Consider the following 14,834-nt stretch of genomic DNA (forward strand, 5'->3'; position numbering starts at 1 on the left):
CTGGGGGCCGGGCTGTCAGCTCGCCGCGTAGTTGCGCAGGAACAGTGCCTCCGCCACCGACAGCCGCTCCAGTTCCTCGGGGGACACGCTCTCGTTCACCGCGTGGATCTGCGCCTCGGGCTCGCTCAGCCCGATGAGCAGGATCTCCGCACGCGGGTACAGCGCGGCCAGCGTGTTGCACAGCGGGATGGAGCCGCCCTGCCCCGCGTACTGCATCTCCTGGCCCGGGTAGGCCACCGCCATCGCGGCCGCCATGGCCTGGTACGCCGGGCTGGTGGTGTCGGCGCGGAACGGCTGGCCCTGGCCGATCTGCTCGGTGCTCACCCGCGCCCCCCACGGCGTGTGCGCCTCCAGATGCGCCTGGAGCAGCTTGGTCGCCTCGCCCGCGTCCACGCCCGGCGGCACCCGCAGGCTGATCAGCGCGCGGGCACCGGCCTGCACGGACGGGGTGGCGCCGACCACGGGCGGGCAGTCGATGCCGAGGACGGTGACGGCGGGGCGCGCCCAGATGCGGTCCGCGACCGTCCCGGACCCGATCAGCTCGACGCCGTCCAGGACCTTGGCGTCCTGCCGGAACTGCTCCTGCTCGTACTGCAGTCCTTCCCAGCCCGCGTCGGCCGAGAGCCCGTCGACGGTCGTCGAACCGTCCTCGGCGCGCAGCGAGTCCAGCACGCGGATCAGCGCGGCCAGCGCGTCGGGTGCGGCGCCGCCGAACTGGCCCGAGTGCAGGTTGCCCGCGAGGGTGTCGACCTGGACGCGCACCATCGTCATGCCGCGCAGGGTGGAGGTGACGGTCGGCAGGCCGACGCGGAAGTTGCCCGCGTCGCCGATGACGATGGTGTCCGCCTCCAGCAGGCCGGGGTGCTCTTCGGCGTAACGCTCCAGACCGCCGGTGCCCATCTCCTCCGAGCCCTCGGCGATCACCTTCACATGGACGGGCACGCCGCCGTTGGCCTTCAGCGCGCGCAGCGCCAGCAGGTGCATGACCAGGCCGCCCTTGCAGTCGGCGGCCCCGCGCCCGTACCAGCGCCCGTCCCGCTCGGTCAGCTCGAAGGGCGGGGTCGTCCAGGCGGCCTCGTCGAGCGGCGGCTGCACGTCGTAGTGGGCGTAGAGCAGGACGGTCTTCGCGCCCTCCGGGCCGGGCAGGAAGCCGTAGACCGACTGCGTGCCGTCGGGGGTGTCGAGCAGGGCCACGTCCTCGAAACCCTCGGCGGCGAGCGCGTCGGCGACCCAGCGGGCGGCGCCCTCGCTCTCGCTCCTCGGGAACTGGTCGAAGTCCGCCACCGACCGGAAGGCCACCAGCTCGGTGAGCTCCTGCTTCGCCCTGGGCATCAGCGAGGCGACGGTCTCGGCGACCGGATTCGACGACATGGGCACGCTCCTCGTGGGTGCGACGTTGTAAGGATGCGTACCTCTCGGTACGCGTGATCGTGTGGCGCGGGCAGTCCCCGTGTAAGGGCCACCCACGCCGCCGATCCTCCCACAGCGGCCTGCGGTGACCGCCGCCGTAGGATGCGGGAGACAGCGGCAGGCGGCTTTGATCGGGAGCAACAGACCATCGTGAGCAGCGAGAACTCTTCGGCGGACGACGTGCGGCAGGTGTGGGACGTCGTCGTGGTGGGCGCGGGACCCGCGGGCGCTTCGGCCGCATACGCGGCGGCGGTGGCCGGCAGACGCGTGCTGTTGCTGGAGAAGGCGGAGCTGCCGCGGTACAAGACGTGCGGCGGCGGCATCATCGGCCCCTCGCGCGACGCCCTGCCGCCCGGCTTCGAGCTGCCGCTCAGGGACCGGGTGCACGCGGTGACGTTCTCCAACAACGGCCGCTTCACGCGCACACGCCGCTCCAGGCAGATGCTCTTCGGGCTGATCAACCGGCCCGAGTTCGACCAGCAGCTGGTCGAGCACGCGCAGAAGGCGGGCGCCGAGCTGCGCACCGGCGTCACCGTCCAGCGGGTCGAGCAGCACGGCTCGACGGTGCCGGACCGGCGCACGGTCGCCGTGGTCCTGCAGGGCGGCGAGGTCGTGCTCGCGCGGGCCGTGGTCGGGGCGGACGGCAGCGCCAGCCGGATAGGGGCGCATGTCGGGGTCAAGCTCGACCAGGTGGATCTCGGCCTGGAGGCGGAGATCCCGGTGCCGGACACCGTCGCGGAGGACTGGAAGGGCCGGGTGCTCATCGACTGGGGCCCCATCCCCGGCAGTTACGGCTGGGTCTTCCCCAAGGGCGACACCCTCACGGTCGGGGTCATCTCGGCCCGTGGCGAAGGCGCCGCGACCAAGCGGTACTTGGAGGAGTTCATCGGCCGTCTCGGCCTCGCGGGGTTCGAACCGAGCATCTCCTCCGGCCACTTGACCCGCTGCCGGGCCGACGACTCGCCGCTCTCGCGCGGGCGCGTGCTGGTGTGCGGTGACGCGGCGGGGCTGCTGGAGCCGTGGACCCGTGAGGGCATCTCCTTCGCGCTGCGGTCCGGACGACTCGCGGGGGAGTGGGCGGTGCGGATCGCCGAGGCGCACGACGCCGTGGACACGCGTCGGCAGGCTCTCAACTACGCGTTCGCGATCAAGGCCGGCCTCGGGGTGGAGATGAGCGTCGGCAGGCGGCTGCTGACGGTGTTCGAGCGCCGTCCCGGACTGTTCCACGCGACGCTGACGGGCTTCCGCCCCGCGTGGAGGGCGTTCAAGGAGATCACGCAGGGCTCGACGTCGCTGGGCGAGATCGTCCGCACGTATCCGATCGCCCAGCGTGCCCTGGCCGCGATGGACCGCCGTCCCGTCGCGGCCGCGGAGGTCAGCTCGTCCGAGTGACCTCGAAGACGGGGTGGTCCGGGGCGATGCGGCGCAGCTCGTCGTCCGGGGAGTCGGGGCCGACTCCGTTGAAGAAGACCCCGACCTCCGCCTTCCAGCGCTTGAGGTAGGCGCGCAGGATCGGGGTCTTGTCGTCGTCGCCCACCTCGGCCGCGGTGAAGGTGTCCACGTGCTTGCCGAGGTGCAGCTCACCGCCGCCCGCGGCGCGCATGTTGTGCGTCCACTGCACATGACCGCGGGGGGCGACCAGGTACTGCCTGCCGTCCAGGGTCAGCAGGTTGACCGGGGTGGTGCGCCACTGGCCGCTCTTGCGGCCTCGGACGGCGAGGACGCGGGAGCCCCAGACGCTGATGCCGCGGCGGGTCAGCCAGGCCACGAAGCGGTTGAGGACGTTGACGGTGAACCAGCCGGGCTTCTGGACGTGCGTGGACATCGGGGCCCCCTCGTGTGGTGGCGAAGCGGTGCTCCGTTCTGTGAGCACCGCTCTCGCTCTCTCTGGTGCCAGTCTGCATGAGGCCGACACGTCAGCGCAAGAGCGCTGCTCTCTTTTTGATTCACCGCTCTCATTTGTGTGCAGTGATCTGCGGTCATGGGAGACTGTCCGGCATGAGCACCGCACACGGCGCCCGTGCCCGGGCCAGGATCGAAGTGACCGCGGCCATCAAGGACGAGGCCCGCAGACAGCTCGCGGCAGAGGGTGCCGCCCGGCTCTCCCTGCGGGCCGTCGCCCGTGAACTGGGCATGGTCTCCTCCGCGCTCTACCGCTACTTCCCCAGCCGTGACGACCTGCTCACCGCACTCATCATCGACGCCTACGACTCCCTCGGCGAGAGCGCCGAGTCGGCCCGCGAGGGGGCCCGCGACGCTGCGGCCGGCCCCTTCGAGCAGTGGATCGCGGTCTGCGAGGTGGTGCGGCGCTGGGCGCTGGACCACCCGCACGAGTACGCACTGATCTACGGATCGCCCGTGCCCGGCTACACCGCGCCCGACGTCACCGTCCCGGCCGCCGCCCGCGTCGGCCTCCTGCTCATCGGCATCACGCGCGACGCCCACCACGGTCCGGGCCTTGCCCGGCCCTCGCTGCCGGCCGGCCTGCGCCCGGAGGCCGAACGGATGGCCGCCGACCTCGCCCCGGATCTCCCCCCGGAGGTCGTGACCGCACTCGTCGCGGCCTGGGCCCAACTGTACGGACTGGTCGGCTTCGAACTGTTCGGCCAGTTCAACCGGGTGGTGGAGGACCGGGAGACGTTCTTCCGGCACGCGGCGGAGCAACTCGCCAGGGGAGTGGGGCTGGTGCCCGGGCCCGTGTAGGCCACCGCCCCGGTGAGCGGGCGTACTTCCCGGGGAGTACGCGTGATCACCGCGCGAGGGTGACGCGGCTGCGGGAGCCGGGCGTCTAGCGTGGCCGGTATGGACGAGCAGCGTGCGCGGGGCGGTCCGCCGCAGTGGTGGCGGCACGGGCCCTCGTCGTGGGACCGGTGGGAGGGGCGGGAGCCGCGGTGGCCCTGGCGGTCCACGGTCCTCGTGACCGTGTTCGTCCTGGCCGGGTCGAACTTCGCCGCCCACGGACAGCAGGGCGAGCGGGCGGAGCTGGATCTCTTCGCACGGGTGCTGCTGCTGGTGGCCGGGGGGCTGTTGCTGTGGCGGAAGCGGTATCCGGTGGCCGTGGTGTTCGGCACGGCGGCCGCCGTCATGGTGTATCTCGGGGCCGGGTATCCCTACGGGCCGGTGCTCTTCACCGTCGCCCTGGCCTGCTTCAGCGCCATCGTCGCCGGGCACCGTCGGGCGGCGTGGACCGCGATGGCCATGCTCTGGGCCGGGCACGTTCTGGTGGCGCACTGGCTCTTCACGTGGCTGCCCCCGTCCGGGGACTCCGCCGTCTCCTGGGGTGAGGAGATCGTCGTCGCCACCTGGGTGGTGGCCATCGCGGCGGTGTCGGAGCTGTTCCGTGTCCGGCGCGAGCAGTGGACCCGCGAACGGGCCGAGCGGGCCGAGGCCGCACGGCGGCGGGCCGACGAGGAGCGGCTGCGCATCGCGCGGGAGCTGCACGACGTCCTCGCCCACAGCATCTCCGTCATCAACGTCCAGGCGGGCGTCGGCCTCGCACTGCTCGACACCGACCCCGAGCAGGCCCGCACCGCCCTCACCACGATCAAGGACCAGAGCAAGGAGGCGCTCGGGGAGGTGCGCCAGGTGCTCGACACCCTGCGCGCCCCCGGCGCCGCGCCGCGCACCCCCGCGCCCGGCCTCGACCGGCTGCCCGAACTGGTGGAGCAGGCCGCGAGTGCGGGCCTCACGGTGGATGTCGAGGGAGAGCCGCCGCGCCTCGGGCCGGGCACGGACCTCGCCGCCTTCCGGATCGTTCAGGAGGCCCTGACCAACGTCGTACGGCACTCGGGTTCACGGCACGCGCGCGTGCACCTCGCGCACGACGCGGGCGTCCTGCGGCTGCGCGTGGACGACGACGGACCCGCGACCGGCGCCGACGCGGGCGGCAGCGGCAACGGGCTCGCCGGGATGCGGGAGCGGGCCGCCGCCCTGGGTGGCACCATCGAGGCGGGCCCCCGCCCCGACGGAGGGTTCCGGGTGCTCGCCGTGCTGCCGCTGTCGGCATCCGCCGGCGCGTCCGCCGGACCGAGACAGGAGGACCGGTGATCCGTGTACTGCTCGCCGACGACCAGTCACTGGTGAGGGCGGGATTCCGGGCGCTGCTCGACGCGCAGCCCGACATCGAGGTGGCCGCGGAGGCCGCCGACGGTGCGGAGGCTGTCCGCCGGATCCGTGAACTGCGGCCCGACGTCGTGCTGATGGACATCCGCATGCCGGAACTCGACGGCCTGGCCGCGACCCGGCGGGTCACCGCCGATCCGGGCCTGGGGGGCGTCAAGGTGGTCATGCTCACCACCTTCGAGCTCGACGAGTACGTCTTCGAGGCGATCCGCTCCGGCGCCTCCGGCTTCCTGGTCAAGGACACCGAGCCGGAGGAACTCCTGCGCGCCGTACGGGCGGTGGTCGCGGGCGACGCATTGCTGTCGCCGAGTGTGACGCGGCGGCTGATCTCCGAGTTCGCCTCCCGGTCCAAGGAACCTGCGGCGGCCGGCGCGCTGGACCGGCTCACCGAGCGGGAGCGCGAGGTGATGGCGTTGGTGGGGATGGGCCTGTCCAACGAGGAGATCGCCCGCCGCCTGGTGGTCAGCCCGCTCACCGCGAAGACCCACGTCAGCCGCACGATGGTGAAGCTCGGCGCTCGCGACCGGGCCCAACTGGTCGTGCTGGCCTACGAGTCGGGGCTGGTGCGGCCGGGCTGGCTGGGCTGACCCGCCCTGCGGAACCGGAGCAGCACACTGACGACCCGGGCGGCGAAGAGCACCGGCGCGAGCACCAGACCGGCCCGCACCAGCACGCGCTCCGGTGTCTCCGGCAGGTCGAAGATCAGCGCGGGCCCGGCCACGGCTCCGAAGATCACGGCTGCCGCGAAGGCCGCACTGCACAGCGCGTACCCGATCTCGACGGTGATGGCATCCCGTTCGGCCTGACTGCGCCGTCCCCCGTGACTGGTCATACGGCGAGTCGAACAGGGGTGCGCCCGGCGGGCAAGGCAGCCCGCCGGGCGCACGGTCAAAGGCGCTCCCCCCGGTCGCGCTAGTCGCGCACGGCGACGCGCTCCGCCTCCTTCGGGGTGGACCTGGCGACGACGACGGACGGCTCCGCGGGCTTCCGCCCTCGGCGCGGCCGCAGGCCGGTGAGGGTGATCAGCAGGCCGGCGACGGCGATGCCCGTGGCGACCATGAACCCGGGCCGGTAGCTGTTCAGGACGGCCTGCGGAGTGGGGTCCGCGGGGGCGCCGGCGGTCACCACGGCCGTGACGACGGCCAGGAAGATCGCTCCGCCGACCTGGACGGAGGTGTTGAGCAGGCCGGAGACCATGCCCTGCTCGTGGTCGTCGACGCCGTTGGTGGCCTGGATGTTGAGAGACGGGAAGACCAGGGCGCAGGCGGCGCCGATCAACAGCATGCTCGGAAGGATCACCGCGGCGTACACCGGGTCCAGGTCGACGCGCAGGAATAGCGCGTATCCCAAAACCATGAGCGCGAAGCCCCCCGCGATCAGCCGCTGGGTGCCGAACCGGTCGACGATCGTGCCCACCATCGTCGACGACACCGCCACCAGCGCGCCCGCGGGCAGGAAGGCGAGCGCCGTGTGCAGCGCCGACCAGCCCAGCAGCGACTGCATGTAGAGCGTCGCCAGGAACTGGAAGCCGACATACGAGCCGAAGAACGCCATCGCGCCGAGCTGGGCGCGGATCTGGCTGCCGGAGCGCAGCACGCCGAGCCGGATCAACGGTCCCGCCGAGCGCCGCTCCACCAGGACGAACACCGTCAGCAGCGCGGCCACCGCGAGGAAGGACAGCAGGGTGCGGGCCGACGCCCAACCGACCTCCGGTGCCTGGACGACAGTGAAGACCAGCAGCAGCATCGAGGCGGTGCCGAGGACGGCGCCGGGGACGTCGTAGCCGTTGTGGTCCCTCTCCCGTTCGCTGCGCGGCAGCAGCTTCAGACCGGCGACGAGCGCGATCAGGGCGATGGGTGCGGGCAGCAGCATGGTCAGACGCCAACTGGCCTCGGTGAGCAGGCCCGAGAGCACCAGGCCCATGGAGAAGCCGGTGGCCGCGCAGGTGGTGTAGATGGAGAGCGCCCGGTTGCGCAACGGGCCCTCGGGGAACGTCGTGGTGATGATCGACAGGCCGGCGGGTGCCGTGAAGGCCGCGCTCAGGCCCTTGATGAAGCGGCTGGCGATGAGCAGCGGCCCCGAGTCCACGAGACCGCCGAGCAGCGAGGCGAGTGCGAAGACGCCGAGCGCCACCAGGAAGACCTGTCGCCGCCCCAGCAGGTCGGCGGCGCGTCCGCCGAGGAGCAGCAGGCCGCCGTAGCCCAGGATGTAGCCGCTGACGATCCATTGCAGTGCCGAGGTCGACAGGCCGAGGTCGGCGCCGATGGACGGCAGGGCGACACCGACCATGGACACGTCCAGGGCGTCCAGGAACATCGCGGCACAGAGCACGAGCAGGGTGCCCCAGAGCCTTGGCGTCCAACGCCCCTCGGACGTGGGGGAGATGAGCGGAGAGGTCATGCCCGAGACACTACATGCGTATGCATGAGATGCAAGCGCATTTAATTCAGGTGCAACAATCTCGGTTCTCTGTTACGGTGCGGCGCATGACGGCTCAGCAGGCCGAGCAGGCCCTCGTGGCACAGTGGCGGGACATCCTGTCGCTGCACGCGCGGACACAGTGCGAACTCGACCGGGCGCTGCACGGCCACGGCCTGTGCGCCAGCGACTTCGAGGTGCTCGACGTCCTCGCCCGGTGCCGGACGCCCAAGGGCACGCCGTCCTATCGCGTGCAGGAGATCTCCGAGCGGGTTCATCTGAGCCAGAGTGCGCTGTCGCGGCTGATCGCCCGGCTGGAGAAGGAGGGGCTCGTCGAGCGCGGCATGTGCTCCGAGGACCGCCGCGGCGTGAAGGTGTGTCTCACCGCCAAGGGACGCGCGCTGCACGGCGAGGTGCTTCCCGTACAGCGCGCGGTACTGGAGAGGACGCTCACCGACGGCTGACTGCCCGTCGGCCGTCTGCTCGGGTCGCAGACGGACGATCGCCCGTCGGTGGACGTTTCAGATCGCCGACGTCTCCCGCCACAGGGCGGCGAGCGCCTGGTCACCCGTTGCGGCCGGGAGGGGAGCCCGGTTCCACAGGGCCAGGTACAACTGCTCGGCCGGGCCGGACAGTTCGCACTCGGCCTCCGCGGACGCGTCCCGCGTGGTCACGGGCGGCTCCGGCGACAGCCGTACCGTCCACACCGCCCCGGTGTCCTCCGTGCGGATCCGCAGGACGCGTGGCTGCGGGGTGCGCACCCGGCTCCTGGGGCGGGCGTGGAAGCCGCGCAGTAGTTCGTCGATGCCGTCGGTCGCGAATGCAGGGGTGACGGTGGCCGGGACGCCGCCGCGCGCGGACTCCGCGTCGACCCGGTGCACCGCCGTCTCGTGCGCCTGCCGCCGGGCCCAGAAGGCCAGCGGGGACGGCGCGGGCAGGAAGGCGAAGCACTCCACGTCCGGCGAGGCGCCGGCCAGCGTGCCCACGAGGTGGCGGTGGCTGTCGCGGTACCAGGCGATCAGCTCCGCGCCGTCGAGGTCGGTGGGTTCGACCAGCGGGCGCCCCTCGGTGAGTTGCTCGGCGACGAAGGCGGCGGCCCAGCGGTGTACGGCGCCCGTGTGCCGCAGCAGGTCGCGCACCTGCCACTCGGGACAGGTCGGCACCTTCGCGTCGGTCCCGGCCTCCTCGGCGGCCGTGGCCAGCAGCCGGCCTTCCGTCTCCAGTGCTTGAAGGAACTCGGCGGTCTCCATGGCCCCGAGTCTGCCGCATGAAGCGCTCTCCAGGCCCTGGATTCATGGAGGCCGGCCGCGGCGGTCACGGCAGCGGCGTCCCGCCCGTCGCGTTGACGATCTCGGCGGTGATGTACGACGCCTCCTGCGAGGCGAGGAAGACGTACGCCGGAGCCATTTCGGCAGGCTGTGCGGGCCGTCCGATGGGGGCCTGCTTGCCGAACGTCTGCGTGTCCGGCAGGGTCGCCGGGATCAGCGGCGTCCACACCGGGCCCGGCGCGACCGCGTTGACGCGGATGCCCTTGTCGATCAGCATCTGCGCCAGCCCCTGCGTGAAGGTGACGATCGCGCCCTTCGTCGTCGCGTAGTCCAGCAGATGCGGACTGGGCTTGTACGCCTGCACCGACGTGGAGTTGATGATGCTGCCGCCCTCCGGGATGTGCGGCAGGGCCAGCTTGCACAGCCAGAACATGCCGTACAGGTTGGTGCGCAGCACCCGGTCGAACTGCTCGGTGGTGATCGCCTCGATGCCGTCCGGCTGGGACATCTGGTACGCCGCGTTGTTCACGAGCACGTCGATCCGGCCGAACTCGTCCACGGCGCGGTCGATCAGCGCCCGGCAGTTCTCCTCCTCCCGTACGTCGCACGCGACGGGCACGGCACGCCGGCCGGCCTCCTCGACGAGCCGGGCCGTCTCGGCGGCGTCGTTCTTCTCATCATCCAGATGGGTGAACAGCACGTCGGCACCCTCGCGGGCGAACGCCAGGGCCACCGCACGGCCGATCCCGGAGTCCCCCCCGGTGATCACGGCCTTGCGGCCCTCCAGCCTGCCGCTGCCCCGGTAGGACTCCTCACCGTGGTCCGGGGGCGGATCCATCGGCCCCGTCCAGCCGGGGTGCGGCTGGTCCTGGGAGGGAAACTCCGGCGTCGGGTGCTGCTCTGCGGGGTGCTGCTGTTCGGTCACGGGTCTGCCTCCTTGTACTGGCGTACGGCCCGGTGATCACCACGGGCGCCGCCACGGGTACCCAGGATCACCGGCATCCCTCAGGGCAGCCTCCCCGCTTCAGCCCCCGTCCGCCCGTCGGGCAGCCGCGCCCACCAGCGCACCGACGACCGCGGCCGCCGCCGCCAGCACCGCCACACTCGTCAGCGCGGCAGGCAGGGTGAACCAGTCCGCCATGAAGCCGATCGCCGGCGGGCCGAGGAGCATGCCCCCGTAGCCCAGGGTGGAGGCCGTGGCGACGCCGCCGGGGCCCGCCAGGGCGCCCGCGCGCTCCACGGCCACGGGGAAGAGGTTCGCGAGACCGATGCCCGTGATCGCGTAGCCGAGAAGAGCGGCCCAGAGGGAGGGGGCGAGGGAGCCGAGCAGCATGCCGGCCGCCGCGGTGGTGCCGCCGGTGACGACGGTCCGGGTCCGCCCCAGACGTTCCAGGAGCGTCGTGCCGGTCAGCCGTCCCACCGTCATGGCGAGGGCGAAGCACGAGTACCCCACCGCCGCGGCGCCCGCCGAGGCGTGCAGGTCCTGTTCGAGGTGCAGGGCACCCCAGTCGGCCAGCGCCCCCTCGCCGTACGCGGTGCACCCCGCGATCAGGCCGAAGACGATGACCAGCCCCCTGGTGCGGCGGTCCGGGCGGCGCGGTGAGCCCTCGGCGGGCAGCTCCCGTTGTGGGGGCGGCGGCTCGTGCCGCAGGAGGGTGGGGCCCGCGGCGGCGGTCACGAGCAGGCCGACGACCGTGAGCAGCAGCAGGTGCCGCGTGGGGGAGAGGACCCCCGCGACCAGCGCGCCCAGCCCCGCTCCGACCATGCCACCCAGGCTGAACGCCGCGTGGAAGCTCGGCATGACCGGCCGCCGCAGCGCGGCCACGAGTTCGACGGCCGCGCTGTTGAAGGCCACGTTGATCCCGCCGTACGCGGCCCCGAAGAGCAGCAGGACGAGGCCCAGTGCGAGGGCCGAGTGGGTCAGCGGGGGCAGGGCGACGCTGAGGGAGAGCAGCACCGCGCAGACGACGGTGACCCGGTGGTTGCCGTAGCGGCGGCACAGCCGGCCCGTGAGGATCATGGTGATGACCGCCCCGGCGGAGACGCCCAGGAGGGCGAGGCCGAGGGTGCTCGCGGAGGCGCCGGTCTGCGCCTTGATGGCGGGGATGCGCACGACCCAGCCCGCGAAGACGAAGCCGTCGAGGGCGAAGAAGACGGTGAGGGCGATCCGGAGCCGGGTCAGGGAGCTGCTGTGGCCCGGCACGTCCTTGTGTGTTCGGGCTTTGTTTATTTGCGGCACAAACCGAGGCTAGGTGGGTGCGGGGTCGAGGACAAGGTGCGACTCTGGGACGAGACCCGTCCGCCGAGGAGCGGACGTACCCGCCGAAGGAGCGCAGGAGGGCACATGGGACGTGACGTGCCGGCCCTGGTGTTCACCCGGGAGGACCGCCGTCGGTACCGCGAGAAGATGCACACCGACCTCGAGGTGCTGGCCCGGATGCTCAGCGAGTCCGGTTTCGAGAGCGAGCGCCCTCAGGTCGGGCTGGAGATCGAGCTCAACCTCGTGGACGACGAGGGACTGCCCGCGATGCGCAACACCGACGTGCTCCAGGCGATCGCCGATCCCGCCTGGTCGAGCGAGCTGGGCCGCTTCAACCTGGAGATCAACATCCCGCCCCGGCTGCTGACGACCGGCGGCCCGGGCTCCTGGGAGCAGGCGATCCGGGACGCCCTCAACCACGCCGAGGACCGTGCCGCCGCGGTGGGCGCGCACCTGATCATGGTCGGCATCCTGCCGACCCTGGGCGAGTCGGACGTCAGCGAGTCCGCGCTCTCCGGCGACCCCCGCTACCGCCTCCTCAACGAGCAGATCTTCGCGGCCCGGGGCGAGGACCTGCGGATCAAGGTCGACGGAGTGGAGCGCCTGTCGACGTACGCCGACACCATCACTCCCGAGGCGGCCTGCACCAGCACCCAGTTCCATCTCCAGGTCGACCCGAGGGAGTTCCCCCACTACTGGAACGCGGCCCAGGCCATCGCGGGCGTGCAGGTCGCCCTCGCGGCGAACTCACCCTTCCTGTTCGGCAAGGAGCTGTGGCGCGAGACCCGCATCCCCCTGTTCGAGCAGGCCACCGACACCCGCCCCGAGGAGATCAAGGCCCAGGGCGTACGGCCCCGGGTGTGGTTCGGGGAGCGCTGGATCACCAGCGTCTTCGACCTGTTCGAGGAGAACGTGCGCTACTTCCCCGCCCTGCTGCCGCTGTGCGAGGACGAGGACCCGCAGAAGGAACTGGACAGCGGCGGCGTTCCCCAGCTGGGCGAACTGACCCTCCACAACGGCACGATCTACCGCTGGAACCGCCCCATCTACGCCGTCACCGAGAGCGGCCCCCATCTGCGCATCGAGAACCGGGTCCTGCCCGCCGGCCCCACCGTGGCCGACATCATCGCCAACGGCGCCTTCTACTACGGCCTGACCCGCGCGCTGGTCGACGAGGACCGGCCGGTGTGGTCACGGATGTCCTTCTCGGTCGCCGAGGAGAACCTGCACACCGCGGCCCGCGACGGCATCGACGCCCGTCTGTACTGGCCCGGAGTGGGCGAAGTGCCGGTCACGGAACTGGTGTTGCGGCGTCTGCTGCCCCTGGCCCACCGGGGCCTGGAGCTGACCGGCATGGACGCCGCGTGGCGCGAGCCCCTGCTGGGCATCATCGAGCAGCGCTGCGTCACCGGCCGCAACGGCGCCCTGTGGCAGGCGGAGACGGTGCACCACCTGGAGAAGGCCGGCATCTCCGACCGGCGGGAGGCACTGCGGCAGATGACCAGGACGTACATGGACTACATGCACATGAACGCGCCCGCCCACACGTGGCCCGTGGACTGAGCGTCACTCCTGCCGGCCGCGCCACAGTGCCGCACTCGTCAGGGGCACGGCCGCGGGCACCTTCGCGGACGTCGTCAGCTCGATCCGGCGCCCCTCGGCCGCCGAACGCAGCAGCGCGGTCATCGTCTCCAGCACGTGCAGGGCGAGTTCGCCGTTCGCGCGCGGCGGCCGCTCACCGCCGGCGGTGAGGAAGTCGAGCAGGCCGACCCCGCGGGCACCGTCCGCGTAGCCCGCCGACGCCGGAAGGGGGCGCCAGCGGGTGTCGCCGAGCGCGTGGAGACGTACCTCGCCGTCGAAGCGGTTCGGGTCGGGGACCGAGAGGGTGCCGCTCTCGCCGTGGATCTCGATCGGAGCGGCCGTGGTGGCCACGCCGTCGAAGCTCGTCGTGAGCGTCGTCAGCGTCCCGTCCACGTGCTCCAGCACTCCGGAGACATGGCTGTCCACCTCGACCGGTATGTGCTCGCCGGCGCGCGGACCGGATCCGATGACGCGCTCGGCCCGCAGCCGCCCGGCCGCCCCGGTCACGGCACGCACCGGTCCCAGCAGATGGACCAGTGAGGAGAGGTAGTACGGCCCCATGTCCAGCAGCGGGCCACCGCCCGCCGTGTAGTAGAAGTCCGGGTTCGGGTGCCAGCGTTCATGGCCCGGAGTCACCATCACGGCCGAGGCGAACTGGGGGCGCCCGATGGTGCCCGCCTCCACGGCGGCCCGCGCGGTCTGGACGCCCGTGCCCAGCACAGTGTCAGGGGCACAACCCACACCGCTGCCCGCCGTCCCGGCCGCTTCCAGCACGGCCCGGGCGTCCACCAGGTCCGCTGCCAGCGGCTTCTCTCCGTAGACGTGCTTGCCGTGCCGGATCGCGCCCAGGGCTATCCCGGCGTGCGCCGCCGGTGTGGTCAGGTTCAGCACCGTGTCCACGTCCGGGCTGCTCAGCAGTTCCTCGACCGTCAGGGCGCGGGCGCCGGGCAGTTCGGCGGCGGTCGCGGCCGACCGGGCGGCGTCGAGGTCGGCGACCGCGGTGATCCGCACCGCGGGATGGCCGACGAGCGTGTCCAGGTACGCGCGGGAGATGACGCCGAGCCCTACGATCCCGACGCGGTGCGCGTCGCCCACAGCATGCCCCTCTCGACGATGGTGCGGACGTGGGGGTTCTCCAGCACGTCGACGCTGTGCCCCGGCGTCGTCACCACGATCCGCCCCGCGCCCCATTGGCGGGTCCAGACCGCCGGGGAGGTGACCGGCCGGTGCCAGGGCTGCCACGGCCGGGTGGGATGCGTGGTGGTGGCCAGGACGTCGATGAGGTCGTCGTGGAGCACCCAGTACTGCTCGGTGTCCAGCGTGAAGTCCTCGACGCCGGCGGTGATCGGGTGCGCGCGCCCAGCCTCGGTCAGAGTGATCGTGTGGGGCAGGAAGTTGTCCGCCGCCTCCCCCCGCCGCTCGCACGGCTCCTTGCCGGGGTGCGTGGCGAACTGCCCGCCGACCAGGTGCAGATAGTCCGAGGAGGCGCGGAACGAGTCGGCGATGCCGCCGTGCCAGCCGGTGAAGCCCGTGCCCGCCACCACCGCTGAGCTCAGGCCCGCCAGCTCCTCGCGCGTGATCTCCGACATCGTCACGCACTGCACGACCAGGTCGGTGGCGGCCATCTCGGCGCCGTCCGCGTAGATCCCGGTCGACTCCTCGACCCGGACGGCGTATCCGTTGCTCCGGAGGAAGGGCAGGAACAGTTCCGTGGCCTCGACCGGCTGATGTCCTTCCCAGCCGCCCCGGACCACCAGCGCTCTCTTCTGCGTCAT

General features: G+C 72.2%; 15 protein-coding genes. 6 read left to right on the forward strand and 9 right to left on the reverse strand.

Translation table 11 applies throughout. The features are described 5' to 3' along the window. Positions 1–15: 15 nt before the first annotated feature. A complete protein-coding gene (locus FDO69_RS32135; protein ID WP_104785138.1) occupies positions 16–1,371 on the reverse strand; it encodes a dipeptidase in 1,356 nt (451 codons plus the stop codon). A 189-nt stretch (positions 1,372–1,560) separates the two neighbouring features. Between FDO69_RS32135 and FDO69_RS32140 the strand changes: the two genes are divergently transcribed. Next, entirely contained in the window at positions 1,561–2,802 is a 1,242-nt protein-coding gene (locus FDO69_RS32140; protein ID WP_104785141.1) for a geranylgeranyl reductase family protein, read from the forward strand. Here FDO69_RS32140 and FDO69_RS32145 read toward each other — a convergent pair. After that, complete coding sequence (locus FDO69_RS32145; RefSeq protein WP_104785143.1) at positions 2,786–3,235, reverse strand: nitroreductase family deazaflavin-dependent oxidoreductase; 450 nt, start codon at positions 3,233–3,235, stop codon at positions 2,786–2,788. The two genes, FDO69_RS32140 and FDO69_RS32145, sit on opposite strands and share 17 nt — an antisense overlap. A gap of 173 nt (positions 3,236–3,408) precedes the next feature. Between FDO69_RS32145 and FDO69_RS32150 the strand changes: the two genes are divergently transcribed. The 3 genes from FDO69_RS32150 (at position 3,409) to FDO69_RS32160 (ending at position 6,119) form a co-directional block, all read left to right on the forward strand. After that, the gene (locus tag FDO69_RS32150; RefSeq protein WP_104785146.1) at positions 3,409–4,113 is read left to right on the forward strand and encodes a TetR/AcrR family transcriptional regulator; all 705 of its coding nucleotides are present in this window, start codon (positions 3,409–3,411) and stop codon (positions 4,111–4,113) included. Between the two features lie 99 nt (positions 4,114–4,212). Continuing rightward, positions 4,213–5,457 carry a sensor histidine kinase gene (locus FDO69_RS32155; RefSeq protein WP_104785149.1) on the forward strand — a complete coding sequence of 415 codons (1,245 nt, stop codon included), beginning with the start codon at positions 4,213–4,215 and terminating at the stop codon, positions 5,455–5,457. Continuing rightward, positions 5,454–6,119, forward strand: coding sequence for a response regulator (locus FDO69_RS32160; RefSeq protein ID WP_104785152.1), 666 nt, complete (start codon positions 5,454–5,456; stop codon positions 6,117–6,119). The genes FDO69_RS32155 and FDO69_RS32160 overlap by 4 nt, the downstream gene beginning before the upstream one ends. Here FDO69_RS32160 and FDO69_RS32165 read toward each other — a convergent pair. Next, positions 6,080–6,364, reverse strand: coding sequence for a DUF6332 family protein (locus FDO69_RS32165; protein WP_104785155.1), 285 nt, complete (start codon positions 6,362–6,364; stop codon positions 6,080–6,082). The genes FDO69_RS32160 and FDO69_RS32165 overlap by 40 nt on opposite strands. An 80-nt stretch (positions 6,365–6,444) precedes the next feature. Then, positions 6,445–7,932, reverse strand: coding sequence for an MFS transporter (locus tag FDO69_RS32170; RefSeq protein ID WP_104785158.1), 1,488 nt, complete (start codon positions 7,930–7,932; stop codon positions 6,445–6,447). Positions 7,933–8,018: 86 nt separating this feature from the next. On the opposite strand from FDO69_RS32170, the gene FDO69_RS32175 reads away from it, so the two are divergent. Beyond that, a complete protein-coding gene (locus FDO69_RS32175; RefSeq protein ID WP_104785161.1) occupies positions 8,019–8,414 on the forward strand; it encodes a MarR family winged helix-turn-helix transcriptional regulator in 396 nt (131 codons plus the stop codon). A gap of 57 nt (positions 8,415–8,471) precedes the next feature. On the opposite strand, the gene FDO69_RS32180 is transcribed toward FDO69_RS32175, so the two are convergent. From FDO69_RS32180 to FDO69_RS32190, 3 genes are all read right to left on the reverse strand, one after another. Further along, a complete protein-coding gene (locus tag FDO69_RS32180; RefSeq protein WP_104785163.1) occupies positions 8,472–9,200 on the reverse strand; it encodes a maleylpyruvate isomerase family mycothiol-dependent enzyme in 729 nt (242 codons plus the stop codon). Positions 9,201–9,264: 64 nt separating this feature from the next. Continuing rightward, positions 9,265–10,143 carry an SDR family oxidoreductase gene (locus FDO69_RS32185; RefSeq protein ID WP_104785166.1) on the reverse strand — a complete coding sequence of 293 codons (879 nt, stop codon included), beginning with the start codon at positions 10,141–10,143 and terminating at the stop codon, positions 9,265–9,267. A gap of 99 nt (positions 10,144–10,242) precedes the next feature. Then, positions 10,243–11,421 (reverse strand): MFS transporter, encoded by a 1,179-nt coding sequence (locus FDO69_RS32190; RefSeq protein ID WP_104785169.1) that lies wholly within the window; start codon positions 11,419–11,421, stop codon positions 10,243–10,245. 141 nt (positions 11,422–11,562) lie between these two features. On the opposite strand from FDO69_RS32190, the gene FDO69_RS32195 reads away from it, so the two are divergent. Next, the gene (locus FDO69_RS32195) at positions 11,563–13,041 is read left to right on the forward strand and encodes a glutamate-cysteine ligase family protein (RefSeq protein WP_104785172.1); all 1,479 of its coding nucleotides are present in this window, start codon (positions 11,563–11,565) and stop codon (positions 13,039–13,041) included. A 3-nt stretch (positions 13,042–13,044) separates the two neighbouring features. On the opposite strand, the gene FDO69_RS32200 is transcribed toward FDO69_RS32195, so the two are convergent. Together FDO69_RS32200 and FDO69_RS32205 are read right to left on the reverse strand one after the other, a co-directional pair. Then, positions 13,045–14,154, reverse strand: a complete 1,110-nt coding sequence (locus FDO69_RS32200; protein ID WP_104785174.1) for a Gfo/Idh/MocA family protein — start codon at positions 14,152–14,154, stop codon at positions 13,045–13,047. Continuing rightward, on the reverse strand, positions 14,124–14,834 hold the full coding sequence (locus tag FDO69_RS32205) for a ThuA domain-containing protein (protein ID WP_104785177.1): 711 nt from the start codon (positions 14,832–14,834) through the stop codon (positions 14,124–14,126). Before FDO69_RS32205 ends, FDO69_RS32200 begins: the two co-directional genes overlap by 31 nt.

This window comes from Streptomyces tibetensis (assembly GCF_007655005.1).
GTDB lineage: Bacteria > Actinomycetota > Actinomycetes > Streptomycetales > Streptomycetaceae > Streptomyces > Streptomyces tibetensis.

Coding starts and splice junctions, on each gene's coding strand:
- FDO69_RS32135 (WP_104785138.1), bottom strand. CDS start 1,371: ATGTCGTCGAATCCGGTCGCCGAGACCGTCGCCTCGCTGATGCCCAGG.
- FDO69_RS32145 (WP_104785143.1), bottom strand. CDS start 3,235: ATGTCCACGCACGTCCAGAAGCCCGGCTGGTTCACCGTCAACGTCCTC.
- FDO69_RS32150 (WP_104785146.1), top strand. CDS start 3,409: ATGAGCACCGCACACGGCGCCCGTGCCCGGGCCAGGATCGAAGTGACC.
- FDO69_RS32155 (WP_104785149.1), top strand. CDS start 4,213: ATGGACGAGCAGCGTGCGCGGGGCGGTCCGCCGCAGTGGTGGCGGCAC.
- FDO69_RS32165 (WP_104785155.1), bottom strand. CDS start 6,364: ATGACCAGTCACGGGGGACGGCGCAGTCAGGCCGAACGGGATGCCATC.
- FDO69_RS32170 (WP_104785158.1), bottom strand. CDS start 7,932: ATGACCTCTCCGCTCATCTCCCCCACGTCCGAGGGGCGTTGGACGCCA.
- FDO69_RS32175 (WP_104785161.1), top strand. CDS start 8,019: ATGACGGCTCAGCAGGCCGAGCAGGCCCTCGTGGCACAGTGGCGGGAC.
- FDO69_RS32180 (WP_104785163.1), bottom strand. CDS start 9,200: ATGGAGACCGCCGAGTTCCTTCAAGCACTGGAGACGGAAGGCCGGCTG.
- FDO69_RS32195 (WP_104785172.1), top strand. CDS start 11,563: ATGGGACGTGACGTGCCGGCCCTGGTGTTCACCCGGGAGGACCGCCGT.
- FDO69_RS32205 (WP_104785177.1), bottom strand. CDS start 14,834: ATGACGCAGAAGAGAGCGCTGGTGGTCCGGGGCGGCTGGGAAGGACAT.